This is a genomic window from Sphingomonas sp. Leaf37, assembly GCF_920939475.1.
Lineage (GTDB): Bacteria > Pseudomonadota > Alphaproteobacteria > Sphingomonadales > Sphingomonadaceae > Sphingomonas.
This window is the reverse complement of record NZ_CAKLAX010000001.1, coordinates 284182-307887: the sequence shown is the minus strand read 5'-3', so window position 1 is coordinate 307887 and position 23706 is coordinate 284182. Positions and strand designations below refer to the sequence as shown.

Below are 23706 nucleotides of genomic sequence, written 5' to 3'. Positions count from 1 at the left end.
ACAGTAGAGCGGCCCTATGGCGCTGATCGATCTATTCCTCAGCCGCGCCGTGAAGCGTGGCCAACTCACCCTCCATCGCCCCGGCACGCCGCCCGCCACCTTCGGCACGCCCGATCCCGACTACGGCCACATCACCATCCGCTTCGCCGATAACGGCGTCGCCGGCCGCATCGTCCGCAACCCGGCGCTGGCGGCCGGCGAGATGTACATGGACGGCCGCCTGACCGTGGACGGCGACGACATCATGGGCCTCGTCCGCCTGCTGAAGCGCAACAGCGCGTGGGAACGCGGCCAGAACGCGCTCAAACCCTCCGCCTTCGTGCAAGGGTTAGGCGCGGTGAAGCACCGGCTCGACCGCATCAACATGGAGCGTCGCTCGAAGCGGAACGTCGCCCACCATTACGACCTGTCGGCGCGGCTCTACGACCTGTTCCTCGACGCCGACAAACAATATTCCTGCGCCTATTACACCAGCCCCGACAACGGTCTGGAACAGGCACAGACCGACAAGCTCGCGCATATCGCGGCCAAGCTGGCGCTGCGCCCCGGCATGCGCGTGCTCGACATCGGCTGCGGCTGGGGCGGCATGGCGCTCTACCTCAACAAGCATTTCGGCGTCGAAGTGCTCGGCGTCACTTTGTCCGAGGAACAGCTCAAGATCGCCCGCGAACGCGCCGCCGCCGCTGGCGTGTCGGACACGGTCAAGTTCGAGCTGATCGACTATCGCCGGGTAGAAGGCCGCTTCGACCGCATCGTCTCGGTCGGCATGTTCGAACACGTCGGCCCGCCGCAATACCGCACCTTCTTCCGCAAATGCCGCGACCTGCTGACCCCGGACGGCGTGATGCTGCTCCACACCATCGGCCGGCTTGGGCCGCCGAGCGTCACCGACGACTGGACGACCAAATACATCTTCCCCGGCGGCTACAACCCGGCGCTGTCGGAGGTGATGCAGGCGTTCGAGGGGCTGAAGCTGTTCCTCACCGACGTCGAGGTGCTGCGCCTCCACTACGCCTACACCCTCCACGAATGGTATCGCCGCACCCTCGCCGCGCGCGACCAGATCGTCGCGCTCTACGACGAACGCTTCTACCGGATGTGGACCTTCTATCTCGCCGGCGCGGCCAATGCGTTTGAGAACGGCGGGCTGGTCAACTACCAGATCCAGTTTAGCCGCAGCCGTACCGAACTCCCCATCACCCGCGACTACATGTTCGAAGGCGAACGCGCGCTGCGAGCCTCCGGCGTTCCTGCGAACGCAGGAACCCAGAGCCACGAAGACCAGCCTATGTAACCTTGGGCTCCTGCCTGCGCAGGAGCACGGGCGTCACCGCCCCGCCGGAGCCTTGGCACCCGCCTGCGGCCCGATCACCGCCGCCCGCGCCGCGGTGCGCTCATCCAAACTCACCACGCCATCGTGATTGGTGTCGTACCGTGACGCCAGCGCCCGGAACAGGCCCTGCATCTCGGTCGGCGACACCTTGCCGTCATGGTTCGCATCGGCGGTGTTGAACCACGCGCCGCTGATCGCCTTCGCCTTGCCCGGCGGCATCTTGTTCTTGCCAACGTCCATCCGCGCCACGCGCCCATCGATCTCCGCCCGGGTCAGGAAGCCATCCTTGTTGGCGTCGGTCTTGTCGAACTCCGCCTTGATCTTGGGATCGACCTTCTGTGCCAGCGCAGGCGTGGCGAGCAACAGGACGGGCAGAGCGGCGAGCAACGGACGGAACATGACGTCTCCGGATGATGAATTTGCGTCCGCAGTAGGCGGCGGCGCTTAAACCCCCGGTGAACGCAGACGTTGCACCGCAACGCACAGGCGCTTAGGGGCGCGCCATCCACCGCAATCGAGGATGCTGCCCGTGACCGATCAGATCAACCGTGTCGTTCTCGCCTATTCGGGCGGGCTGGATACGAGCGTGATCCTGAAGTGGCTGCAACAGACCTATAATTGCGAGGTCGTCACCTTCACCGCCGACCTCGGTCAGGGCGAGGAGCTGGAGCCCGCCCGCCAGAAGGCGCAGATGGCCGGCGTCAAGCCCGAGCATATCTTCATCGACGACCTGCGCGAGGAGTTCGTGCGCGACTACGTCTTCCCGATGATGCGTTCGAACGCGCTGTACGAGGGGCTGTACCTGCTCGGCACCTCGATCGCGCGGCCCTTGATCGCCAAGCGCCAGATCGAGATCGCGCGGATGGTCAACGCCGACGCGGTCAGCCACGGCGCGACCGGCAAGGGCAACGATCAGGTCCGCTTCGAACTCGGCTATTACGCGCTCGCGCCGGACATCAAGGTCATCGCACCGTGGCGCGAGTGGGACCTCACCAGCCGCACCCGGCTGATCGAATTCGCCGAACAGCACCAGATCCCGGTCGCCAAGGACAAGCGCGGCGAATCGCCCTTCTCGACCGACGCGAACCTCCTGCACACCTCGTCCGAGGGCAAGGTGCTGGAAAATCCGTGGGATGAGGTCCCCGACTACGTCTATTCGCGCACCGTCAATCCGGAAGACGCGCCGGACACCCCCGAATACATCACGATCGACTTCGAACGCGGCGACGGCGTCGCGCTCAACGGCGAGGCGACCAGCCCGGCGACCCTGCTGACCAAGCTCAACGAGCTCGGCCGTCGCCATGGCATCGGCCGCCTCGACCTCGTCGAGAACCGCTTCGTCGGCATGAAGAGCCGCGGCATGTACGAAACGCCGGGCGGCACGATCTATCACCTCGCCCATCGCGGCATCGAACAGATCACGCTCGATCGCGGCGCTGCGCACCTCAAGGACGAACTCGCCCCCCGCTATGCCGAGCTGATCTACAACGGTTTCTGGTTCTCGCCGGAACGCGAGATGTTGCAGGCCGCGATCGACCACAGCCAGGCGAAGGTCAGCGGCACCGTCCGCCTCAAGCTCTACAAGGGCGGCGTCTACATCGTCGGCCGCAAGTCGCCCAACAGCCTCTATTCGGAAAAGGTGGTGACCTTCGAGGACGATCAGGGCGCCTACGACCAGCGCGACGCGGCCGGCTTCATCAAGCTCAACGCACTGCGCCTGCGCCTGTTGGGCCGCCGCGACGCCGAATAAGGGAACCGGATCGCCCTGATCCACGTTATCGTTACGCTTGCAGCATCCAGCCCTTTTCGGGGGGCAGGGGAATTGGAAGCTCGCGACGCCCTGTCGATGCCCGCCGCATCGGCAGGGCGTCTTTGTTTGACCAGATGACGTCGTCACCCCGGACGTGTTCCGGGGTCCACGGTGCCCCACCCGAAAGGCTGGAGGCGCGCGCTATTCCCCTCGCCGCAGAGTGGCCCCCGGAACAAGTCCGGGTGACGACTTCACAGGGGTGATGTCAGCCCGATCAGGCAAATCACACCAAAGCGTTCACCGCATCCATGAACCGCGCCAGGCTGATCGGCTTCGACACGTACGACCTAGCCCCCGCCGCCCGGATCCGCTCCTCGTCGTCCCGCCCGGCATAAGCGGTCACCGCCATCACCGGAATCGCCCGCAGCACCTCGTCCGCCATCAGCTCCAGGATCAGCTCGTACCCCGTCACATGCGGCATCTGGATGTCCATGATGATCAGGTCCGGCACGAACTCGCGCGCCCGCGCCACCGCCTCGCGCCCGTCGCGCACCGGCTCGGCCACGAACTCGTGCGCCCGCAACAGGTCGCAGAACAGCTTCAGATTGAGTTCGTTGTCCTCGACAACGAGCACCCGTTTCGCCACGTGCGTCACCAGCCTTTCAAACCGGGACGATAGCAATGCGCACGCGCGATACAAACCTTCCCGATGCGGACGTGCTCGGATTGCAGGCATTGGTCTGGGCGATCGGCGAGCCAGACCGCGCCGACCGCCTGATCGCGGTCACCGGCCTCGACCCCGACGACCTTCGCGCCCGCGCCGGGGAGCCTGCGGTCCTCGCCGCCGTTATCGGCTATCTCGAATCCTACGAACCCGATCTTGTCGCCTGCGCGTCCGCGCTCGGCGTCCCCCCACAGGCGCTGGTCGCCGCCCACGAAACCCTGGAGGCCCGATGAAGCCGCTGCTGATCTCCGATTGCGACGAAGTCCTCCTCCACATGGTCAAGCATTTCGGCGTCTGGCTGGGTGAGACCCACGACATCGATTTCGCCCCCGACGGCGCCGATTTCACCAACAGCATGCGCCGCCGCGACAATGGCACCGCCCCGACCCGCGAAGAGATGTGGGCGATGCTCGGCGGCTTCTTCCCGGCCGAAATGCACCGCCAGACGCTCGTCCCCCACGCCGCCGAAGCCCTCGCGCGCCTCGCGGAACGCGCCGACATCGTCATCCTCACCAACATCACCGACGCCTGCAAGACCGCGCGACTCGATCAACTCGCGAAGTTCGGCATCGAACACCGCGTCGAATGCAACCAGGGCGGCAAGGGCGATCCCGTCGCGCGCCTCGTCGCGGAACACGGCAACCCGGTCACGGTGTTCGTCGACGACCTCGCCGTCCACCACGAATCGGTCTCGCGCCACGCCCCCGGCGTCCACCGCCTCCACATGATCTCCGAACCGACGCTCGCCCCCAACGTCCCCAAGGCTGAACACGCCCACGCCCGCATCGACGACTGGCGCGAAGCCGCCGACTGGATCGAGGCGAAGTTCGACGCCGGCGTGCCTGCCGACTAAACCCTCCCTCACTCCCGAAAAAGGACCCACCCATGACAACGCACGTCGATCGCAAGCTCGAAGAACTCGGCCTCACCCTCCCCGAAGCCGCCGCCCCGGTCGCCGCCTACGTCCCCGTGGTCGAAGCCGGCGGCATGCTTCACCTCTCGGGCCAATTGCCCTTCAAGGACGGCCAGCTCGTCAAGGGCCGCCTCGGCGACGGCGTCTCGCTGGAAGACGGTCAGGAAGCCGCGAAGCTCTGCGGCCTGATGATCGTAGCGCAGGTCAGGAAGCACCTCGGCGGCGACCTCTCGCGGATCAAGCGCGTCGTGAAGCTCGGCGTCTTCGTCAACAGCCACGCCGACTTCACCGACCAGCCCAAGGTCGCCAACGGCGCCTCCGAACTGATGGTCGCGCTGTTCGGCGACGCCGGCAAGCACGCCCGCAGCGCGGTCGGCGTCCCCGTCCTGCCGTTGGGCGCAGCGGTCGAAGTCGACGCCATCATCGAACTGGCCTGACCCCACGTGCTCCTGCGCACGCAGGAGCCCAGGGTTACCAAGCGCACCGCTCGAAACTCCGGGTTCCCACGTTCGCAGGAACACGCCCCCCTCCGCAAGCGCCGATAGCGCCCCTATATCAGCGACGATGCCAGCACCGTCCCAAGCCGCATGACCCAGGTCGCCGCCCACCTCGTCGACGGCGTCCGCGCCATCCCGCCCGAACAATGGGACGCCTGCGCCGGCACCACCAACCCCTTCGTCAGCCACGCCTTCCTGTCGGCGCTCGAAGACTCCGCCAGCACCGGCAACCGCTCCGGCTGGCAACCCATTCCCATCGTCGTCGACGGCGCGGACGGCACCCCCGCCGCCATCGCCCCCGCCTATGCCAAGAGCCACAGCCAGGGCGAATACGTCTTCGATCACGCCTGGGCCGACGCATGGGAGCGCGCCGGCGGTGCCTATTACCCCAAGCTCCAGATCGCCGCCCCGTTCAGCCCCGTCCCCGGCCCCCGCCTGCTACTCCGCGACCCCGCCGCCGCGCCCGCGCTGATCGCCGCGCTGGAGGCCGTCACCGACCAGCACGGCCTCTCCTCCGCCCACGCCACCTTCCTCGCCCCCGATCAGGTGCCGCTGTTCGAACAGGCCGGCTGGCTGATCCGCGAAGGCACCCAATTCCACTGGGCGAACCAGAATTACGCCACCTTCGACGATTTCCTGGGCGCACTCGCCAGCCGCAAGCGCAAGGCGATCCGCAAGGAACGCGCCGCCGCCGTCGAAGGCCTGACCATCCGCCACCTCACCGGTCCCGATATCCGCGAAGAGCATTGGGACGCCTTCTGGACCTTCTATCAGGACACCGGCAGCCGCAAATGGGGCCAACCCTACCTCAAGCGCGCCTTCTTCCCGCTGCTTGGGCAACGCATGGGTGACAAGGTGCTGCTGATCCTCGCCGAGCGCGACGGCATACCCATCGCGGGCGCACTCAACCTGATCGGCGAAGACACGCTCTACGGCCGCTACTGGGGCTGCACCGAAGAGGTGCCCTTCCTCCACTTCGAACTCTGTTATTATCAGGCGATCGACGCCGCCATCGCCCGCGGCCTCAAGACCGTCGAGGCGGGAGCCCAAGGCGAACACAAGCTAGCCCGCGGCTACGTCCCCGTCCCCACCTGGTCCGCGCACTACATCCCCGACGCCGGGTTCCGCCGCGCCATCGCCGACTTCCTCATCCGCGAACGCGCCGCCGTGGCGCACGAACAATCCTGTCTCACCGAACTCGCCCCGTTCCGAAAAGGCGGCGACTGACGCATCCCCTCCCCTCCCTGCAAGCGAGGGGCCGGGCGTGGGTAGAGGCGTGGCGCTACGTCACCCCGAAGATCATCATTCACCAGAAGCGGACGGCCCGCTTGCGGACACATACCGACGTTCAGGCCGGTGATCCGGGCTTCCGATAACAGCCATTCATCAAGCGCGATCTTTCCCGTTTCTCCGTCTCCGTCTCCGTCCGGCTATTTCGGGAAAGAGCAATCGGGAACAGATTTCGGGAAAGGACGTGCCCCGGGCGGCTCTCCGCAATCGCTCAGGCGACTGTCCCGCTATGGGTTCCCAATCGGGAAAATGAAACAGCCGCAACTGTATTGCCGTGGCAAGACACCCCGCTTATGGGTCGATGGAAAGGCGATGGCGGTGACACTGACTGGTAAGCTCATCCGATATGCCGCGAGTGCGACATTAGTCGCGACGGGCATCTCTCCTGCTTTGGCCGGCTCATGGATGCCGATGGTGACAGCCGGTAAGGCTGTCGACGGTGTTTGGCGATCACGCGGCTACGGGCATATCCTTGTCGTGCAAGGCGGCGCGCGTACACTGTATCATGTCGCCGGCGCGTTCTGTTATCGTGATCCAACCGGCGACACCGACGAAGATGCTTATCGGCTTGTGTCCATCGTAAGCCCGACGCACATCGTATTTGCCGCCTCGGCCGACGAGACACGCTATGGGTTCGATCGCATTGCCGCGCTTCCGCGCCGCTGCACCGAGCAACGAGGTTGGACGGCGCACGATCTTGGCGACGTGATCGCAGCCACCTTTGCCGATCTTTATCCCGGCTTCGGCCGACGCGGACGAATGTTGGGCACGCTCACCGCTGCCCTTGCCACTCCGGGCACCTCACCTCCCAACTTGGGCTTTTTCCAGCGCGCTACCCAGGCGCTCGCGAGCCTCGACGATGCTCATGTGGGCTTGCAGGCCACGATCGACGGCGTCGATCACGACTTCGAGGGCGGTGAAGCGCCAACCATATTGAGCGCACAAGCCAACCCTGCATTGGGGACCGATCCCGCAGAAAGGGAGCGAGCCTGGTCCAAATCATATCGAGAGGGCATTGCCGGTCTGCTCGACGGCGGCGGCCATCAGGTCGCGAACCGCCGCATCCTGTGGGGCACGATCGGGCGGATAGGCTACCTCAACATCGTTGCGATGGGCGCGTTCGACAAGGACGCGTCACCGGACGATACGAAGGCACTGGACGCGGCGCTCGACGAGGCATTGATTGCTTTCCAAGGACTTCCGGGCGTGATCGTGGACGTGACCAACAACCGCGGTGGGTATGATGCGATCAGCCTCCACATCGCCGGTCGGTTCGCGGGCGAGCGCCGGTCAGCCTTCTCGAAACGAGCGGTCGGAGCGAAGGGCGCCTATCAGCGGTTCGAGGTCGTTCCGACCGATCGCGTCCGGTATATCGGCAAGGTCGCGCTGCTCACCAGCGACGTGACGGTCAGTGCCGGCGAGACCTTCACCCTCGCGATGCGGGCGCTGCCGAACGTGACGCAGATCGGCGGGAGGACGCGAGGCGCGTTATCCGATCAGCTCGCCAAGCCCCTGCCGAACGGCTGGACGTTGACACTGCCGGCCGAGGACTATCGCGATCCCGGTGGCCGGTCGCAGGAAGGTGTCGGCATCGATCCCGAGCAATCCTTGCCCCCCTTCAAACCCAATCACCAAACCATGGTCCGGCGGGTAGTGCAGAGCATGTCACCTCCAAGCTGAGTGGCATGATCCTGCATTCCCGTTTCCCGATCCTTTTTGAGAAAGGCGGCAGCCCTCCCTCCTTAATCCCTCGCCACGCCACTCTCCCCCGGCGGCGGCGGCACCATCGGCGGCCTCGGCAGCCGGCGCGGCGGCAGCAGCGCCGGGTCCAGCAACACGCTGGCGGGCGTCTGGTCGTCGATCCGGTACAGGACGTCGCGTCCGCTCCGCCAGACCGGCGTCAGCCCGGTCAGGAACTCGGCCTCCACCGGCGGCGGATTGATCAGCCAGACGTAATCGAAGGCGTGCCGCGGCAGGAACGCCAGCGACACCTTCAACGGCCTCCACCACTCCCCCCGACACCGTCGGTCGGTGACCAGTTGCGAGGGGTCATGAGCGAAGCGGCCGGCGATGGGATAGCGCACCGTCAGCAACTGCCCGCCCGCCATCGACCATTGGTCGTTGGCGAAGGCGATCTTGCGCTCCAGTGCCAGCCCGGCGGCATGCTCCAGCCGGGTCGATGTCCAGTCGTCGCGGCACGTCCGCCCGACCATCGTCAATAGCCGTGCGCCCTCCGGCACGTGATCCAGCGCCGCCAGCGTCCGGTCGTAATCCCTGGCATACAGCCAGTAGCTCACCGTGGTACCGGCGAGCCGCACCCCGAAGAACGCGAGGCCCAGCGCTGCCAACGTCGCCGCCCCACGGAACGACAGCCCACGCTTTGGCCGCAATGCGATCAGTGCGATGGCCAGTGCGAACGGTGCCAGCCGCATGTCGGCATACGCCGATCCGAACACGATCCGCGGCAGCAATACGAAGATCGCCGTCAGGAACAACGTCGATAGCAGCAGGTTGCGCGAATATTCGACGCGGTCGTCACGCACGCCCTTCAACAGGATCACGAACAGCACGGTCGCGGACGCCAGATCGAACGCCATCCACCGGTCCCGCAGCACCATGATCAGATAGCCGACCTTGGCGCGCCAGTTGAACCAGTCCATCGTCTGGCCGGTGACGTGATCGCCGGATCGCCACAGCACCATCATCGCGAACGGCAACGCCAGCGGCAGGCAGCCGATACCCGCCCTCACCCAGCTTTCCAGCCAGTGGCCGCTCTGTCGATCCTTGCGCACGTCATGCTGCCGGATCATCTCGGCAGAGAATGCGAGGATGCCGAGCACACCCCAGCCGAACGTGTGGCAAATCCACAGCACGCACGAAAGCGGCACGAACAGCAAGGCTCGCAGCCGCACGGCCCCCAGCCGCCCCATCCGCAGCCACAGCGCGAACAGATTGAGCGCCAGCGCCATCGACAAAGCGAAGTTCACGAAGCCGAACTGGAAGGGATAACCATATGCGAGCGGCAGTGCGAACAGGGCCGTCGCCGGAATGCGGCCGTGAACCTCGCGCGCGATCCACAGCAGACCGGATACCGTCAGCGCCGGGATGGCCATCACCACCAGCTTGACCGCCAGTTCCAGCCCGAAGATCGGCGCCAGCGGTTCGATCAACAGGTCGACGCCCAGATTGCCGATCATCGACCAGCGGAAGTCATACCATTCCGCCAGCCAGGGGTAGGACGCGCCGTCCAGCTGGACGCGATACCGGCCCATATGGCCCGGCAGGTCGACCAGCGGCGGGATCGTCGGCCACAGCAAGGGGATCATCGTCGCGATCACCACCGCCACGACGAACCACCGCGTTTGCCACCAGTGCAGCTTATGCCCCTGCATCGCCCTGCCTTAGGGGCTGGAAGCGGCGTCCGACAAGTATTGTCGCGCAATAGTCCCGTCGCAGTGCGGCGAACGGAGGTCCCGCATGACGGACGGCCCCCCTCACGCGTCGTTCGGCAGCAGCATGTTTCCCGCCGGGAGGCGATCGACCGCGCCCTGTGCCGAGGCGTCGAGGCGTGTGCGCTGCGCCACCATCGCGCCGGCGCGTTCGGTCGCGGCCCGGGTATCCCCCGCCAGTTTCTTGACCTCGGTCGCGACCACCGCGAACCCCTGACCCGCCGTGCCTGCACGCGCCGCCTCGATCGCCGCGTTCAGCGCGAGCAGATTGGTCTGCTTGGCGATCTGCTGGATCGACGTGACGATCTCGCCCAGTTCGGCCATCGTACCCTCCAGCGTCCGGCTGCGCTCTTCCAGCGCGGACTAGTATCGCCGGCTTTCGTCGAGCAACGCCTGCGCCTGCCGTTCCAGTTGCACCTGCCGGGTGATGTCGGTCGCGATCTTCAGGACCCGGCGGGGAATCCCCTCGTCGAAGATCGGATTGTACGTCGCCTGCAACCACAGGGGCGCACCATCGGCCCGTCGGCGCTGATATTCTCCGCTGGCGAAATCCCCGTTGCGCAAACCGCTCCAGAGCGCGCGATATCCTGCGGAATCCGACACCTCGGCCGGGCAGAGCAGGCGATGGTGCGCGCCGATCACCTCTTCCATGCGATACCCGATCAGGGTCAGGAACCGGTCGTTGGCCCAGGTGAAGCGGCCCTCCATATCGAATTCCGCGACGGCTTCGGATCGGCAGACGGCGGCCCATGCGGCCGTGCAATAACCGGCGCTCGGGCTCTTCTCTCCGGGCATCGAGATTCGGTGATAGGTCACGCGACCGCCCCTAGACGCCTGCCCTGCGGAGAACGCTGATCGACGTTAGCCGCCATCGCCATGGCGGCGTCCGGAGACAAAAAAACCAAGGGCGGCATCCTCATAGCGAGGATACCGCCCCTGGCCCGTAGTGACGCGATACAGGGCGGCCGAACGATCCGGCCACCATGTGCCGCTATGCCCGGCGAACATGAACGCAATGTGTCCGAAGCAGGACCGGCATGAGGCAACCGGTCGGAGAAGTGCTGACGCAACGAAGGCCCCCGAAGCACAAGGCTCCGAAGGCATTCGCGAAACAAGCAACGATACCGGCGGACGTGATGCCGCCGGCGGGATTACTTGATCTTGGCTTCCTTGAACTCGACATGCTTGCGCACGACCGGATCGTACTTGCTGAAGCTCAGCTTCTCGGTCTTCGTGCGCGGGTTCTTCTTGGTGACGTAGAAGAAGCCGGTGTCGGCGGTGCTGACGAGCTTGATCTTGACGGTAGTCGGCTTGGCCATGAGCCCTAATCCTGAAAACAAGGAGAGCGGCAGCACCAACGCCGCCGCTCAATCAGTCGCGGCGCATGGCGGATGAGGCGACCGAAGTCAACCGCGCGACGCCCGAAACACCCCTCTTAACCGACCCCTTACCATTGCAGGCGCAGGATCACGTGTGAAAAAGATGGAGCGGGGCAAATGGGGCGGGCAGTCGATGGTGAGATGACCATGATGGAATCGGTGCGCGCGGATCTTGCCGCGCGAATCGCCGCCATCGATGTGAAGGCGCCCTATACGTGCGCTCGCGACCTCAAGCCGGATATCAACCAGATCCGATTGATCGCCCATCGCAACGGACTGAACCCGGCCGTCACCGTCGCGCATTTTGTGGATTCGGCACTGTCCCGCGGCGAGCATGGTGCACTCGTCCATGGCTGGTTGTCGGTGCTGGGCGACGCCGTCGCCTGCGATCGTCAGGACGTGCGTGCCTGCGACGCCTTCGCTGCCGCCTGCTCGGTACGGCTGGCCGGCTAGCATGGATGCGCTGATGGCGGCACTGGTTGCCGCCGCTCTGGCGCAGGTCGGCGATCGTCCGGCGTGGCTCGCCGCGATCCTCGGCGACCGGTATCGCGCGCCGGGACTCGTCATCGCGATGGCGGCGCTTGCACTACTCGGTGCGGGCCTGCTTGCCGCCGCGCTGGGGGCGTTGCTCGCGCCGCAGCTGACACCCGAGGCGAAGCAGCTGTTTCTGGCCATGTCGCTCCTGTTTCAGGGTGGCGGCGCCCTGTTCCCCGTCAAGGCGCCAGACCGTCTTGCCGGCTGGCGGATCGGCGCCGCCGCGACCAGCCTCATCGGCCTGTTCATCCTTGCCTTCGGTGACGGCGTGCAATTCGTTGTCCTTGCGCTCGCGGTACGCGCGGAACTGCCGTGGATGGCCGCCGTCGGCGCCATGCTGGGCTCGCTGGCGGTCGTCGTTCCTGCCGTGGTGCTGGGCGAACGCGGCTGGACGGCGCTTCCGCTCGTCGCCATGCGCCGGACTATCGCAGCGCTGTTCATCGTCGCCGCAATCTGGCTGGGACTCGGCGCACTTCGCCTGATCTAGCGCGCCGATCACACCGGCTCGTAAAATGCCCCCACCAACGGAGCATTTCCGCCATCGGATCGTTGCCGCAACGATCCCATTCGACGGAGTTTCCCATGGCAGACATCAATCCCGCGCTGAACACGCCGACTGACCTCAGCAACACTCGCAGCGTCGCCGACGCGTTGAACGCATCGTTAGCCGACTGCTACGCACTCTATCTCAAGACCAAGAACTTCCATTGGCACGTGTCCGGCCCGCATTTCCGAGACTATCATCTGATGCTCGACGATCAGGCGGCGCAGATTCTCGGTGTGACCGATGCCATCGCCGAAAGGGTGCGCAAGACCGGCAACACCACGTTGCGGTCGATCGGCGATATCAGCCGTCGCCAGACGATCGCCGACAACGACAAGGATTTCGTCGATGCCGCGGCGATGCTCGCCGAACTGCGCGAAGACAATCTGAAGCTCGTCGAAAGCTTTCGTGTCGTGAAGGATGCGGCCGACGACGCGAAGGACAATGCAACCAGCGGTATTGTCGACGAATGGACCGACCAGGCCGAGGAGCGTGCCTGGTTCCTGTTCGAGGCCAGCCGCAAGGGCTAAGCCCCGATGCCGATCCTTCCAGCGTTCCCCTGGCGCGGCCAGGGAAACGCTGCCGGGATCAGGTATCGGTTACCAGGGCGATACACCGTTCGGCGTGCACATGGCCCACAAGCCGGTCCACAAGGGCGCCTCACCCGCCCAGCGTCACCAGCCACACGTCAGCCGGCGCCCGGAACCGCAGCGGCACGCCGCTTGTTCCCAGCCCCGCAGTGATCACCGTCGTCAACCCGCCCTGGCGGACCAGTCCGCACATCATCCCCGGTTTCCAGAACACCCGCGGCGCCCCGATGATCGGCAGCACACCCTGCCCGCAATGCGTATGTCCAGCGAACAACACCCCGATCCCCGGTGGCACTCCCAGAGACAGATCGGGCGAATGAGTCAGGATCACCTTCGCGCCCGCTAGCGCCGCCATTGCCCGCAGCGTCGCTGGCAAATCGTCGTGCCCGCTGAACGCGTCCCCCGCGCGACCGATCGCCAGTGGCCCTCGTCTGACCGCCGCGTTATCGAGCACCGTCACCCCCGCCCGCCGCAACCCCGACGCGATCGTCTCGGGCATGGACTGGTCATGGTTGCCGAGCACCGCCACCACACCCAAAGGGGCGCTTAACCGGGACAGGGGTGCGACCAGATCGCGCGCGCCCGCCCGCGCCACGTCCACGTCGTGCCCCGCAACATAGTCGCCGCCGATCAGCACGAGGTCCGGCCCCAGCGCATCGATCTGCGCGACAATCCGCGTCAGGCGATCCCCGTCCATCGTACTGTTGCCGATATGGATATCGCTGATCAGCGCTACGGTCACCGGCTTCGCTCCTGCGGGCCAGTCCGGCAACGCCAGCTGCGTCCGCCGCAGCACGGGATCGGCGAGCGCGTTGAGGTGCCACCATCCCGCCACGCCCGGCAGCAGCGCCAGCCCCGCAGCCAGGATCCAGAGCAAAGTCTGCATTGTGGCAGCCGTAACGGGAGCGGATCGATCGCGCCATGCGTTTGCCCCCCATGCACGCTTTTGCCGCGCTCCTTGATTCGCTCATCTACACCCGCGGGCGTAATGCGAAGCTGAAGCTGATCGTCGACTATCTCCACGCCACCCCCGACCCCGACCGTGGATGGGCGATGGCAGCGCTGACAGGCGATCTCGACTTGCCCGGCGTGAAGCCTGCCCAGATTCGCGCGTTGATCGAGGCGCGGGTCGATCCCGTCCTCTTCCGGATGAGCCGCGATTACGTCGGGGATACGGCCGAAACCGTCGCGCTGCTCTGGCCTGCACCCGTGCGGCCGCCTGTCGCCGCCGAGCCGGTATCGATCACCGCAACGGTCGACGCGCTCCGCCATCTGTCGCGCTCCGATGCGCCCGCGGTACTCGCCGACATGCTGGACCGCCTGGATGCCGAGGAACGCTTTGCGCTCCTCAAGATGGCGACCGGCGGCCTCCGCATCGGCGTGTCCGCACGTCTTGCCAAGACCGCGCTGGCGCAGGCATTCGGGCTGGATGTCGATGCCGTCGAAGAGGTGTGGCACGGCCTTTCGCCGCCCTACATCTCGCTGTTCGCCTGGGCAGAGGGCACCGGCGAACAACCGACGCCCGCCGACGTCCCGGTCTTCCGCCCGTTCATGCTCGCGCACGGTCTCGAGGACGCGCAGGTCGACCTCGCCGACTATGCCGCCGAATGGAAATGGGATGGCATCCGCGTCCAGATCGTCCACGTTGCTGGCCAGACCCGCCTCTACAGCCGCACCGGCGACGACGTTACCGGCAGCTTCCCCGACGTTGCCGCCGCGTTCACCACCCCTGGCACCGTCGATGGCGAACTGCTGGTGAAAGGGGAGGTCCAGGGCGGCGCGCTGGAAGACGGCGGGGGTGCGGCAAGCTTCAACGCGCTCCAGCAGCGCCTCGGCCGCAAGACCGTCTCGGCGAAGATGCTGGCCGATTATCCAGCCTTCGTCCGCCTTTACGACATCCTGCTCGACGGTCCCGAAGATCTGCGCGCCCTTCCCTGGACCGAGCGCCGCGCCCGGCTCGAGGCGTTCGTCCCCCGTCTTGACCCCCATCGGTTTGACATCAGCCAGGTAATCGAGGCCGCGAGCTTCACCGAACTGGAGGCGATCCGCGCCGGCGCCCGCGACGCCGCGATCGAGGGCGTCATGCTCAAGCGCCGCGATTCGCCCTACGTCGGCGGCCGACGTGCCGGCCTGTGGTACAAATGGAAGCGCGATCCGCTCACCGCCGATTGCGTCGTCATGTACGCCCAGCGCGGCAACGGTCGCCGCTCATCCTATTACAGCGACTATACGTTCGGCTGCTGGACCGAAGAGGGCGAGCTACTCCCCGTGGGAAAGGCCTATTCCGGCATCACCGACGAGGAATTGCGCATGCTCGACAGCTTCGTCCGCCGCCACACCCTCAATCGCTTCGGTCCGGTCCGCGAGGTGGAAAAGACGATGGTGCTGGAGATCGCGTTCGATTCGATCCACACCTCGACACGCCACAAGTCCGGCATCGCCATGCGCTTTCCGCGGATCGCGCGGATACGAACGGACAAACCGGCGGCGGAGGCGGACCGGGTGGAAACGCTGAAGCGGCTGGTGACCTGAAGCGATCGCCCGCCATATCCGCCGTCCGGCTAGGATTACAGGTGCACGTCGGGCAAAGATGCCGGCACATCTTTTCGGAAAGCGCCGCTCTCCATGTTTCACGTCGACTATGATGCCTGTGCCAATGCCCTGATCCTCACCGTCAAAGGGTTCTGGCGACCGGAAGATGTCACCCCTTTCGCCGCGCGGGTCGGTGCGAAGGCACAGGAAGCAAGGGCAATCAGGCCGGATTTCAACGTCATCGTCGAGTCACTCGAATTTCCGGTTCAGGCCAATGACGTGGCGGACATGCTGGTCCATATCATGCGCGGAGGTATGGCCCTCACGACGGGGCGTGCCGCGGTCGTCGTCGGCAGCCACCTCAACAAGGCACAGGCGGAGCGAACCCTCGTCCATCCTCGCGTTCGCGTGTTCCTGCAGCTGGATGCGGCAAAGCGCTGGCTGGCCACCACGGATGAGGACTATGCACTAACGGCATGAGCAGGCGATGGAATGTCCATCGGCATGTCGTAAAGGACGCGCGCCGGGGTCGCATTGCAATTCAAAGTTGTTCTTAGCCCGCTCGGCCGACCTCTTCGCCGATTTTGATCTCGAACAGCGTCGGCCAGTATTTGCCCGTGACGAACAAACGGTCGCTGGCGGCGTCGTAGGCAATGCCGTTCGCAACGGCGTCCGGATCGCTGTTCGCGATCTCCGCGACCAGCGGCCGCAGGTCGATCAGCCCGTCCACCTTGCCGGTGGCGGGATCGATCCGTGCGATGAACCCGCTCATCCATATGTTCGCGAGAATCCGCCCCTGCCGGTATTCCAGCTCGTTGAGTTTCTGAAGCGGCCGGCCGTTCATCGTGACCGCAATCCGGCCGCGTTCGGCAAAGCTCATCGGGTCCATGCGGCGCAGCGTCGGCGTACCATCTGACAGGATGATCCCGGTCGCATCGCTGGTCATGCCCCAGCCCTCGCCGGTATAGTGGAACGGCTTTCCCGCCTGCTTCAGTGCCGGCAGTGTCCAGCGGAAACCGAGGCCGGTCTTCCACGTCACGCTCAGCAGCGTTTTCTTCCAGCAACCAATGCCTTCGCCGAACAACTCCGGCGCGATGCGACCCCGCGCAAACACCTTGCCATCCGTAAGTGAGACCCGGCGAACATCCGACGCGCCTTCCTTGCCCGTGCTCTCGTACAGCGCGCCGTTGCAGAACAGCAGCCCTTCGGTGAACGCGCCGGTGTCATGCGGCATCCGTGCGACCACCGTTGCCGCATAGACCGGCACGCCTGCTTCAGGCGCGACCGCAGCGGGTTGTGCCGGGGTCGCGGTCATAACCGGAGCCGGAGCCGCAGGCTGCTGCGCCTGCCATGCGACACCGCCGAACACGCCAACGATCCCCAGCGCCAATGCCACCTTCACCACACGCATTCCTCTGCCATTCCGCGAACTATGTCGCCGGGACCTCGCATCTCCGGCCACAAAACGCAAAAGGCCCGGCACCGCTGATGCGGGGCCGGGCCTTTCGTTGGCGAATCGGGGAAGCTTACGCGGCCGACAGATTTACCGCGGCGTACTTGCCGCGACGGTCGACCTCGAGTTCGAACTGGAGCTTGTCGCCCTCGTTCAGCGTGGACATGCCGGCGCGCTCGACGGCCGAGATGTGCACGAATGCATCGGGCTGTCCGTCATCGCGCTGAATGAAGCCGAAGCCCTTCATCGCGTTGAAGAATTTGACGGTACCCGTTGCCTTCTCACCGGTCAGCTGACGCTGCGGCGCGCCACCGGCGCCACCAGCACCGCCCGGACGCGGACCGCGGTCGCCGAAGCCACCTTCGCGCGGCTCGCGGGGAGCGCGCTCGGACACGGCCATCGGCTCGCCATCGATCTTCAGTTCGGTCGCCGAGATACGGCCGCCGCGATCGACAAGGGTGAAGCCAAGCGGCTGACCTTCTGCGAGCGCGCTCATGCCGGCCTGTTCGACGGCCGAGATGTGCACGAACACGTCTTCGCCGCCGTCATCGCGGACTACGAAGCCGAAGCCCTTCTGCGCGTTGAAGAACTTGACCACGCCGGTGCCTTCGCCAACGACCTGCGGGGGCATGCCGCGGCCGCCGCCGCTGAAGCCGCCACCACCGCCGCCGCCGCCGCCGAAACCGCCGCCGCCGCCACCACGGAAGCCGCCGCCACCGCCGCCGCCGAAGCCGCCGCGATCACCGCCACCGCCGCCGAAGCTGCTGCCGCCACCGAAGCCGCCACGGTCACCGCCGCCGAAGCCGCCGCCACCGAAACCACCACCGCCGAAGCTGCTGCCGCCACCGAAGTCGCTGCTGCCGCCGCCGAAATCATCGCGCTTGTCGCGACCACGTCCGCCACGATTGCCGCGGCCACCTTTGTCGTAACCCATAACCCTGTTCGTCTTCCCGGTTCGCCCGCATCCAATCCGTGACAAGAACCCGTGCGCCGGACGACGAACGCGAGCCCTCGGGCGCGAAACCTATTGCGCCTTGGGACTCGTCATAGCGCAGAAAACAAGTCGTCGCGAACAAATTCGTCGTATCTTTCGACCAGTTCGTGGTGATCACCGACCACCGGCGAACCCATTGCCATCAAAGCGCCCTTTTTGCCCATCGCGCACCCGCCTCTGGTTCACATCGGTTCCACCGTCGCGCTTAAATCATTGAGCGATCCGGCGTTGCGGCGTAGGGCGTCGCCATGACCGTACACTTCCACGAGGAAGACCTCCCCGCCGACGTCTTCGCTCCCGGCGCCTCTATCGCCGTCGATACCGAGACGATGGGTCTCATCACGCCGCGCGACCGGCTGTGTGTGGTGCAGCTGTCCGACGGCGGGCCCGACGAACACCTCGTTCGTTTCGGCCCAGGCAGCGACTATGCCGCACCCAATCTGAAGGCGCTGCTCGCTGATCCCGGCCGGGTGAAGCTGTATCATTACGGCCGTTTCGACATCGCCGCGCTCCAGCATTATCTGGGTATCGTCGCCGGTCCGGCGTACGATACGAAGATTGCATCGCGCCTGATCCGTACCTACACCGATCGTCACGGATTGAAGGAACTGGTCCGCGAATTGCTGGGTCAGGAACTCAGCAAGCAGCAGCAATCGTCCGACTGGGGATCGCCCGAACTGTCGGATGCGCAAAAGGACTACGCCGCCAGCGATGTCCGCTTCCTGCATCGATTGCAGGCCGAACTGAACCGTCGCCTGATTCGCGAAGGCCGGATGGAAATGGCGCAGGCATGCTTCGACTTCCTGCCGACCCGCGCCGCGCTCGACCTTGCCGGGTGGCCCGACATCGACATCTTCGCCCATGCCTGAATCGTCACCCGCGCCAGACCCGCGCCAGCCCGTGTCGGCCCTGACCGGTAGAAGCGCATGAGTTCCGCCGTCGCGCAACGCGTGCGTTCGGCGCGCCAGCGCTGGGCCGCCCCCGGCGGACGCCACGACCGGTTCGTCGCCTCGCTCAACACCGGTCTTCCCGTCGGCATCGGCGTGCTGATGGCATTTCTCGTGATGGCACCGCTGACGGCGAGCAACGAAGTGTCGTTCGTTCTCGACAAGAACAAGGTCGAGGTTGCGAAGGAGCGGATGAAGCTTCAGTCCGCCACCTATCGCGGGCAGGACGACAAGGGGCAGGCCTTCGCGCTCAACGCCGGGTCGGCGGTGCAACAGAGCAGCAGCGTGCCGATCGTCCAGATCAACGGCATGGCCGCCGACCTCGAACTGGAGGACGGCCCCGCGACGTTGCGCGCCGATCAGGGACGCTACGACCTCAACAGCGAACAGATGAAGGTCGACGGCCCGATCGCGTTTCGCACCGCCAATGGCTATCGCCTCGATACCAGCGATGCGACGATCGATCTCAAATCGCGAACGATGAACAGTCAGGGCAAGGTCACCGGCACCGTGCCGCAGGGCAATTTCAGCGCGAATACGCTCAATGCGGATCTCGAGGGGCGCACTGTGCGGCTCAGCGGCAATGCCCGCTTGCGGTTCGTCCCCGAACGCACGAAATAGCCGCCATGCGCTCGCTCATTCCTCTCGCCCTGCTCGTCGCGGCTCCCCTGGCTGCCCAGACGGCCCATAATTCGAACGCGCCGATCGATTTCGGCGCGGACAACATCGAATTGCAGGACAAGGCGAACCGTGCCGTGCTGTCGGGCAACGTCTCGGTCAAGCAGGCGGCGATGACGCTCAATGCCGCACGGATGACCGTCAGCTATACCGGGCAGGTGGTTGGCGGGAACCCGCAGGTGTCGCGCCTCGATGCAAGTGGTGGTGTCACCGTCCGTCGGCCCGATCAGACCGCCAGAAGCCAGTTCGCGATCTACGATCTCAATCGCCGCGTCATCACCATGCTGGGTGCGGTGACACTGACCCAGGGCGGCAACACCGTCAACGGCGGTCGCCTGACCATCAATCTCGACACCGGACGTGCGGTGATCGACGGATCGTCCGTCCGCGGATCGAGCGGCGCGACCGGGGGCACCACGTCGGCGAGCCCCGGCGGTCGGGTGACCGGCACCTTCTCCGTACCCAAGCGCAACTAACCCTCCCCCGCAAGGGGGAGGGCGACCGCGCGCCCACATCACCGCAGCCATCCCGCATCTCGTCGGAAGGGGCTTCCCTCCGTCGCCTGCGCGCGCCATGACGCATCCCATGCACGAACCCTGCCAAGGCAGGAGTTCGGTAACCTATTGCTGCGAGGCATCACGCCCATGGACGCCGCCGTTTCCGACCTGCAAACCGCCGAGGCGATCCACGAACCGCCAGTCAACCGCGGCCTGCAGGCGATCTCGATCGCCAAATCCTATGACAAGCGCATCGTCCTCACCGACGTGTCGGTTTCGGTCGACCGCGGCGAGGTCGTCGGCCTGCTCGGCCCCAACGGCGCCGGCAAGACGACGTGCTTCTATTCGGTGATGGGGCTGGTGAAGCCCGATTCGGGCCGGATCATGCTCGACGGCGAAGACATCACAAAGCTGCCGATGTACCGTCGGGCGATCCTCGGCCTCGGCTACCTGCCGCAGGAAACCAGCATCTTCCGCGGCCTGTCGATCGAAAAGAACATAGCCTCGGTGCTCGAACTCTCCGAACCGGATGCCTCGGCGCGTCCCGCCAAGCTCGACAAGCTGCTCGACGAATTCGGCCTCACCCGGCTGCGTGCCTCGCCGGCGATGGCATTGTCGGGCGGCGAGCGGCGACGGGCGGAAATTGCGCGCGCGCTTGCCGCCGATCCGTCGATCATGCTGCTCGACGAACCGTTCGCCGGCATCGACCCGATCTCGATCGCCGACATCCGCGATCTGGTGAAGGACCTCAAGCGCCGCGACATCGGCGTGCTGATCACCGACCATAACGTCCGCGAAACGCTCGACATCGTCGATCGCGCCTACATCATTTACGACGGCCGCGTGCTGTTCGCAGGATCGCCCGAAGAACTGGTCGCCGACGCCAACGTCCGCCGCCTGTATCTGGGCGAGGGCTTCTCGCTGTAGGGTATGGGTCGATCATCTACCTTGGCCCTCGCCCGCAAGGGGGAGGTGGCGCCGCGAAGCGGTGACGGAGGGGGAGGTAAGCGACGCCCCCTCCGACAAAGTTCATTGCCGTCCTCCCCCTCCGTCCGCCTGACGGCTGCCACCTCCCCCTGGCGGGGGAGGACTTTGCGCGCCGCATGAGCCTCGCCCCGCGCCTCGATATCCGCCAGTCGCAATCGCTGGTGATGACGCCGCAATTGCAGCAGGCGATCAAGCTGCTCGCACTCTCCAACCTCGAGATCGAGGGCTTCATCGCCGAGGAGGTCGAGAAGAACCCCCTGCTCGAAGCGGCGCAGACCGACGAGGTCATCCGGCCCGAACGCGTCGAGCGCGAAGAACCCGCGGGTGCGGACGACCTGATCGGCGGCACCGCGACCGCCGACCCGATCGACGTGGACTATGCCACCGAAAGCCACCAGCAGGACAGCGTCGCCGATGGCGGCGGCGGCTTCGACGGCGCGCTGTCGATGACCGGGGGCAGTGGCGGCAGCGGCTTGGGAGGCGAAGACCTCGACTTCGACTCCTTCGCGCAACGCGATGGTACTCTCGGCGACCATCTCCTCGCGCAGGCCGGCGCGGTGGTCGATGGCGCCGACTGGTTCATCGCCCAGCATCTGATCGACCAGATTGACGAGGCCGGTTACCTCACCGCGTCACTGCTCGACATCGCCACGCGCCTCGGCACGTCGCAGGCCCGCGTCGAGCATGTCCTCACACGCATCCAGACGCTCGACCCGACCGGCGTCGGCGCGCGCGACCTCGCCGAATGCATCGCATTGCAGGCGCGCGAGGCGGATCGCTACGACCCCTGCATGGCGCGGTTGATCGACAACCTCGATCTGCTGGCGCGCGGCGAACTCACCCGCCTCAAACGCATGTGCGGCGTCGACGACGAGGATATGGCGGACATGATCCGCGAACTGCGCGGCTACGATCCCAAGCCCGGCTGCCGCTACGGTGGCGAACCCGCGCTCGCGGTGACGCCCGACCTGTTCGTCCAGAAGACCAAGACCGGCTGGGGCATCGAACTCAACGCCGCCACCCTGCCCCGCGTCCTCGTCAACCGCCGCTATTACCACGAACTCAGCCACGGCCCGCAGGACAAGGCGTCGAAGGCCTGGCTGTCCGACGCGCTCGCCAGCGCCAACTGGCTGATCAAGGCCCTCGACCAGCGCCAGCGCACGATCATCAAAGTCGCCGCCGAGATCGTGAAGCAACAGGAAGCGTTTTTCCTGAAGGGCGTCGCGCACCTGAAGCCGATGACGCTCGCTCGCGTGGCGGACGCGATCGAGATGCACGAATCCACCGTCAGCCGCGTGACAAGCAACAAATATCTGAGCTGCGCGCGCGGCGTCTTCGAGCTGAAATATTTCTTCACCAGCGCCATCCAGTCCGCCGACGGTGGCGATGCCGTATCTGCCGAGGCAGTGAAAAGCGCGATCCGCGCGCTCATTGCCAATGAGGGAGCCAAGATCCTGTCCGACGACACATTGGTCGAATTGCTGCAGGCCAAGGGCTTCGACATAGCCCGTCGCACTGTCGCCAAATACCGTGAGGCGATGGGCATCGGCAGTTCGGTCCAGCGCCGCCGCGCGCGCACGTTGGAAGGGGCATGAACCTCTCCCGCCGCGCGATGCTTGCCGGAGCCATGACACTGCCGCTGACCGGTGCAGTGAAGCCCGCGCAGACGCTCACCATCATGACCTTCAACGTCCGTCTGCCCATGGCCTCGGACGGCGCCAACGACTGGCCGCACCGCCGCGCATTGTTCGCGCAGACGGTCGCTGCCGCCGATCCCGATCTATTCGGCACGCAGGAACTGTTCCAGTCCCAGGGCGACGACATCGTCCGCGCGCTGCCACACTATCGCTGGTTCGGGCGCGATCGCCGCGGCGGCCATGCCGACGAGCATATGGGCATCTTCTACCGCCCCGACCGGCTGACGTTGTTGGCACAGGGCGACTTCTGGCTGTCGGACACGCCCGACGTTCCAGGCAGCATCAGCTGGGGCCATCCCTTGCCGCGGATGGTGACATGGGGCCGCTTCCAGACCCACGAAGGTCGCCGCTTCGTCGCGCTCAACACCCACTTCCCCTATCGTGCCGAAGACGAATCCGCGCGTGAGAAGGCCGCCGCGCTGATCGTCGCCCGCCTGCCGGACATCGCCGCGAACGATCCCGTGGTCCTGACCGGCGATTTCAACACTACCCCCGACGCGAAGGCCCACGCCACCCTGACAGCCGCGCTCAAGGATGTCTGGCAATCCGTCCGCGCGCCCAAAGGCCCGCCGCTCACCTTCCACGACTTTACCGGCAAACCCGATCGCCGCATCGACTGGATTTTGACCCGCGGTTTCCGCCCGTTGACCGCACAAACGATCACCCGCCACACGGGTGCGCTTTACCCGTCCGACCATTTCCCCGTCGTGGCGCGGATCGCCTTTCGGTAGCAGTGAATTTCACGCGAAGGCGCGAAGACGCGAAGAAGGATTGTTCGCGCAGAGGCGCAGAGGACGCGGAGTGGGCTTTCGCGAAGCAGCTGTATTCAGAAAATTTGAACTGAAAGCTGCCGCTGGCATCGAACGTCTCTGCGTCCTCTGCGCGCAAAAAACCTTCGCGTGAAAGCACCTTCTCACC

The 23706-nt window shown here is 65.7% G+C and carries 27 protein-coding genes; 18 read left to right on the top strand and 9 right to left on the bottom strand.

Annotated elements, in window-relative coordinates:
• The first annotated feature begins 16 nt into the window (after nt 1-16).
• A complete protein-coding gene (locus LRA87_RS01220; RefSeq protein ID WP_230628586.1) occupies nt 17-1294 on the top strand; it encodes an SAM-dependent methyltransferase in 1278 nt (425 codons plus the stop codon).
• A 33-nt stretch (nt 1295-1327) separates the two neighbouring features.
• On the opposite strand, the gene LRA87_RS01215 is transcribed toward LRA87_RS01220, so the two are convergent.
• Nucleotides 1328-1732: an EF-hand domain-containing protein gene (locus tag LRA87_RS01215; RefSeq protein WP_230628585.1), complete on the bottom strand. Its 405-nt coding sequence runs from the start codon at nt 1730-1732 to the stop codon at nt 1328-1330.
• Nucleotides 1733-1862: 130 nt separating this feature from the next.
• Here LRA87_RS01215 and LRA87_RS01210 point away from each other — a divergent pair, with 130 nt between their 5' ends.
• Complete coding sequence (locus LRA87_RS01210; protein WP_230628584.1) at nt 1863-3083, top strand: argininosuccinate synthase; 1221 nt, start codon at nt 1863-1865, stop codon at nt 3081-3083.
• A gap of 283 nt (nt 3084-3366) precedes the next feature.
• On the opposite strand, the gene LRA87_RS01205 is transcribed toward LRA87_RS01210, so the two are convergent.
• Nucleotides 3367-3729, bottom strand: a complete 363-nt coding sequence (locus LRA87_RS01205; protein WP_230628583.1) for a response regulator — start codon at nt 3727-3729, stop codon at nt 3367-3369.
• 35 nt (nt 3730-3764) lie between these two features.
• On the opposite strand from LRA87_RS01205, the gene LRA87_RS01200 reads away from it, so the two are divergent.
• The 5 genes from LRA87_RS01200 to LRA87_RS01180 all read left to right on the top strand — a co-directional run bounded on the left by LRA87_RS01200 (nt 3765) and on the right by LRA87_RS01180 (nt 8187).
• A complete protein-coding gene (locus LRA87_RS01200; RefSeq protein WP_230628582.1) occupies nt 3765-4040 on the top strand; it encodes a DUF3572 domain-containing protein in 276 nt (91 codons plus the stop codon).
• Nucleotides 4037-4660 carry an HAD family hydrolase gene (locus LRA87_RS01195; RefSeq protein ID WP_230628581.1) on the top strand — a complete coding sequence of 208 codons (624 nt, stop codon included), beginning with the start codon at nt 4037-4039 and terminating at the stop codon, nt 4658-4660. The genes LRA87_RS01200 and LRA87_RS01195 overlap by 4 nt, the downstream gene beginning before the upstream one ends.
• Nucleotides 4661-4692: 32 nt before the next feature.
• Nucleotides 4693-5157: a RidA family protein gene (locus tag LRA87_RS01190; RefSeq protein ID WP_230628580.1), complete on the top strand. Its 465-nt coding sequence runs from the start codon at nt 4693-4695 to the stop codon at nt 5155-5157.
• A gap of 150 nt (nt 5158-5307) precedes the next feature.
• Nucleotides 5308-6444: a GNAT family N-acetyltransferase gene (locus tag LRA87_RS01185; RefSeq protein WP_230628579.1), complete on the top strand. Its 1137-nt coding sequence runs from the start codon at nt 5308-5310 to the stop codon at nt 6442-6444.
• A 375-nt stretch (nt 6445-6819) separates the two neighbouring features.
• Nucleotides 6820-8187: a S41 family peptidase gene (locus tag LRA87_RS01180; RefSeq protein ID WP_230628578.1), complete on the top strand. Its 1368-nt coding sequence runs from the start codon at nt 6820-6822 to the stop codon at nt 8185-8187.
• Nucleotides 8188-8249: 62 nt separating this feature from the next.
• Here LRA87_RS01180 and LRA87_RS01175 read toward each other — a convergent pair whose 3' ends face one another.
• The 4 genes from LRA87_RS01175 to rpmG all read right to left on the bottom strand — a co-directional run bounded on the left by LRA87_RS01175 (nt 8250) and on the right by rpmG (nt 11275).
• On the bottom strand, nt 8250-9899 hold the full coding sequence (locus LRA87_RS01175) for a hypothetical protein (protein WP_230628577.1): 1650 nt from the start codon (nt 9897-9899) through the stop codon (nt 8250-8252).
• A gap of 102 nt (nt 9900-10001) precedes the next feature.
• Nucleotides 10002-10280, bottom strand: a complete 279-nt coding sequence (locus LRA87_RS18335) for a methyl-accepting chemotaxis protein (RefSeq protein ID WP_329958571.1) — start codon at nt 10278-10280, stop codon at nt 10002-10004.
• Between the two features lie 39 nt (nt 10281-10319).
• On the bottom strand, nt 10320-10772 hold the full coding sequence (locus tag LRA87_RS01165; RefSeq protein ID WP_230628576.1) for a PAS domain-containing protein: 453 nt from the start codon (nt 10770-10772) through the stop codon (nt 10320-10322).
• A 335-nt stretch (nt 10773-11107) separates the two neighbouring features.
• Complete coding sequence (gene rpmG / locus LRA87_RS01160) at nt 11108-11275, bottom strand: 50S ribosomal protein L33 (protein ID WP_017977469.1); 168 nt, start codon at nt 11273-11275, stop codon at nt 11108-11110.
• Nucleotides 11276-11452: 177 nt separating this feature from the next.
• Here rpmG and LRA87_RS01155 point away from each other — a divergent pair, with 177 nt between their 5' ends.
• The 3 genes from LRA87_RS01155 (at nt 11453) to LRA87_RS01145 (ending at nt 12943) form a co-directional block, all read left to right on the top strand.
• Nucleotides 11453-11788: a hypothetical protein gene (locus LRA87_RS01155; protein WP_230628575.1), complete on the top strand. Its 336-nt coding sequence runs from the start codon at nt 11453-11455 to the stop codon at nt 11786-11788.
• Nucleotides 11789-11801: 13 nt separating this feature from the next.
• Complete coding sequence (locus LRA87_RS01150; RefSeq protein WP_230628574.1) at nt 11802-12356, top strand: TMEM165/GDT1 family protein; 555 nt, start codon at nt 11802-11804, stop codon at nt 12354-12356.
• A gap of 95 nt (nt 12357-12451) precedes the next feature.
• On the top strand, nt 12452-12943 hold the full coding sequence (locus LRA87_RS01145) for a Dps family protein (RefSeq protein WP_230628573.1): 492 nt from the start codon (nt 12452-12454) through the stop codon (nt 12941-12943).
• A gap of 130 nt (nt 12944-13073) precedes the next feature.
• Here the strand turns inward: LRA87_RS01145 and LRA87_RS01140 are convergent, their stop codons facing one another.
• Nucleotides 13074-13889: a metallophosphoesterase gene (locus tag LRA87_RS01140; RefSeq protein ID WP_230628572.1), complete on the bottom strand. Its 816-nt coding sequence runs from the start codon at nt 13887-13889 to the stop codon at nt 13074-13076.
• 50 nt (nt 13890-13939) lie between these two features.
• On the opposite strand from LRA87_RS01140, the gene LRA87_RS01135 reads away from it, so the two are divergent.
• Nucleotides 13940-15535, top strand: coding sequence for a cisplatin damage response ATP-dependent DNA ligase (locus LRA87_RS01135; RefSeq protein WP_230629758.1), 1596 nt, complete (start codon nt 13940-13942; stop codon nt 15533-15535).
• Nucleotides 15536-15628: 93 nt separating this feature from the next.
• On the top strand, nt 15629-16015 hold the full coding sequence (locus LRA87_RS01130; RefSeq protein ID WP_230628571.1) for a hypothetical protein: 387 nt from the start codon (nt 15629-15631) through the stop codon (nt 16013-16015).
• A 73-nt stretch (nt 16016-16088) separates the two neighbouring features.
• On the opposite strand, the gene LRA87_RS01125 is transcribed toward LRA87_RS01130, so the two are convergent.
• On the bottom strand, nt 16089-16937 hold the full coding sequence (locus LRA87_RS01125; protein ID WP_230628570.1) for a glutaminyl-peptide cyclotransferase: 849 nt from the start codon (nt 16935-16937) through the stop codon (nt 16089-16091).
• Between the two features lie 124 nt (nt 16938-17061).
• Nucleotides 17062-17922 (bottom strand): cold-shock protein, encoded by an 861-nt coding sequence (locus tag LRA87_RS18425; RefSeq protein WP_329958570.1) that lies wholly within the window; start codon nt 17920-17922, stop codon nt 17062-17064.
• A 308-nt stretch (nt 17923-18230) separates the two neighbouring features.
• Between LRA87_RS18425 and LRA87_RS01110 the strand changes: the two genes are divergently transcribed.
• From LRA87_RS01110 to LRA87_RS01085, 6 genes are all read left to right on the top strand, one after another.
• A complete protein-coding gene (locus tag LRA87_RS01110; RefSeq protein ID WP_230628569.1) occupies nt 18231-18851 on the top strand; it encodes a ribonuclease D in 621 nt (206 codons plus the stop codon).
• Between the two features lie 57 nt (nt 18852-18908).
• Complete coding sequence (lptC, locus tag LRA87_RS01105) at nt 18909-19550, top strand: LPS export ABC transporter periplasmic protein LptC (protein WP_230628568.1); 642 nt, start codon at nt 18909-18911, stop codon at nt 19548-19550.
• Nucleotides 19551-19555: 5 nt separating this feature from the next.
• Nucleotides 19556-20083: an LptA/OstA family protein gene (locus LRA87_RS01100; protein ID WP_230628567.1), complete on the top strand. Its 528-nt coding sequence runs from the start codon at nt 19556-19558 to the stop codon at nt 20081-20083.
• 168 nt (nt 20084-20251) lie between these two features.
• Nucleotides 20252-21031: an LPS export ABC transporter ATP-binding protein gene (lptB, locus tag LRA87_RS01095; protein ID WP_230628566.1), complete on the top strand. Its 780-nt coding sequence runs from the start codon at nt 20252-20254 to the stop codon at nt 21029-21031.
• 176 nt (nt 21032-21207) lie between these two features.
• Entirely contained in the window at nt 21208-22686 is a 1479-nt protein-coding gene (gene rpoN / locus LRA87_RS01090) for an RNA polymerase factor sigma-54 (RefSeq protein WP_230628565.1), read from the top strand.
• Nucleotides 22683-23519 carry an endonuclease/exonuclease/phosphatase family protein gene (locus LRA87_RS01085; protein ID WP_230628564.1) on the top strand — a complete coding sequence of 279 codons (837 nt, stop codon included), beginning with the start codon at nt 22683-22685 and terminating at the stop codon, nt 23517-23519. The genes rpoN and LRA87_RS01085 overlap by 4 nt, the downstream gene beginning before the upstream one ends.
• The last annotated feature ends 187 nt before the right edge of the window (nt 23520-23706 follow it).

Bases quoted from the DNA above. Each gene is read 5' to 3' on its own strand.
- LRA87_RS01215 (WP_230628585.1), bottom strand. From the start codon at position 1,732: ATGTTCCGTCCGTTGCTCGCCGCTCTGCCCGTCCTGTTGCTCGCCACG.
- LRA87_RS01180 (WP_230628578.1), top strand. From the start codon at position 6,820: ATGGCGGTGACACTGACTGGTAAGCTCATCCGATATGCCGCGAGTGCG.
- LRA87_RS01145 (WP_230628573.1), top strand. From the start codon at position 12,452: ATGGCAGACATCAATCCCGCGCTGAACACGCCGACTGACCTCAGCAAC.
- LRA87_RS18335 (WP_329958571.1), bottom strand. From the start codon at position 10,280: ATGGCCGAACTGGGCGAGATCGTCACGTCGATCCAGCAGATCGCCAAG.
- LRA87_RS01130 (WP_230628571.1), top strand. From the start codon at position 15,629: ATGTTTCACGTCGACTATGATGCCTGTGCCAATGCCCTGATCCTCACC.
- LRA87_RS18425 (WP_329958570.1), bottom strand. From the start codon at position 17,922: ATGGGTTACGACAAAGGTGGCCGCGGCAATCGTGGCGGACGTGGTCGC.
- LRA87_RS01140 (WP_230628572.1), bottom strand. From the start codon at position 13,889: ATGCAGACTTTGCTCTGGATCCTGGCTGCGGGGCTGGCGCTGCTGCCG.
- LRA87_RS01220 (WP_230628586.1), top strand. From the start codon at position 17: ATGGCGCTGATCGATCTATTCCTCAGCCGCGCCGTGAAGCGTGGCCAA.
- LRA87_RS01100 (WP_230628567.1), top strand. From the start codon at position 19,556: ATGCGCTCGCTCATTCCTCTCGCCCTGCTCGTCGCGGCTCCCCTGGCT.
- LRA87_RS01195 (WP_230628581.1), top strand. From the start codon at position 4,037: ATGAAGCCGCTGCTGATCTCCGATTGCGACGAAGTCCTCCTCCACATG.
- rpoN (WP_230628565.1), top strand. From the start codon at position 21,208: ATGAGCCTCGCCCCGCGCCTCGATATCCGCCAGTCGCAATCGCTGGTG.
- LRA87_RS01185 (WP_230628579.1), top strand. From the start codon at position 5,308: ATGACCCAGGTCGCCGCCCACCTCGTCGACGGCGTCCGCGCCATCCCG.
- LRA87_RS01085 (WP_230628564.1), top strand. From the start codon at position 22,683: ATGAACCTCTCCCGCCGCGCGATGCTTGCCGGAGCCATGACACTGCCG.
- LRA87_RS01200 (WP_230628582.1), top strand. From the start codon at position 3,765: ATGCGCACGCGCGATACAAACCTTCCCGATGCGGACGTGCTCGGATTG.
- LRA87_RS01155 (WP_230628575.1), top strand. From the start codon at position 11,453: ATGGGGCGGGCAGTCGATGGTGAGATGACCATGATGGAATCGGTGCGC.
- LRA87_RS01110 (WP_230628569.1), top strand. From the start codon at position 18,231: ATGACCGTACACTTCCACGAGGAAGACCTCCCCGCCGACGTCTTCGCT.
- LRA87_RS01150 (WP_230628574.1), top strand. From the start codon at position 11,802: ATGGCGGCACTGGTTGCCGCCGCTCTGGCGCAGGTCGGCGATCGTCCG.
- LRA87_RS01175 (WP_230628577.1), bottom strand. From the start codon at position 9,899: ATGCAGGGGCATAAGCTGCACTGGTGGCAAACGCGGTGGTTCGTCGTG.
- rpmG (WP_017977469.1), bottom strand. From the start codon at position 11,275: ATGGCCAAGCCGACTACCGTCAAGATCAAGCTCGTCAGCACCGCCGAC.
- LRA87_RS01190 (WP_230628580.1), top strand. From the start codon at position 4,693: ATGACAACGCACGTCGATCGCAAGCTCGAAGAACTCGGCCTCACCCTC.
- lptC (WP_230628568.1), top strand. From the start codon at position 18,909: ATGAGTTCCGCCGTCGCGCAACGCGTGCGTTCGGCGCGCCAGCGCTGG.
- lptB (WP_230628566.1), top strand. From the start codon at position 20,252: ATGGACGCCGCCGTTTCCGACCTGCAAACCGCCGAGGCGATCCACGAA.
- LRA87_RS01135 (WP_230629758.1), top strand. From the start codon at position 13,940: ATGCACGCTTTTGCCGCGCTCCTTGATTCGCTCATCTACACCCGCGGG.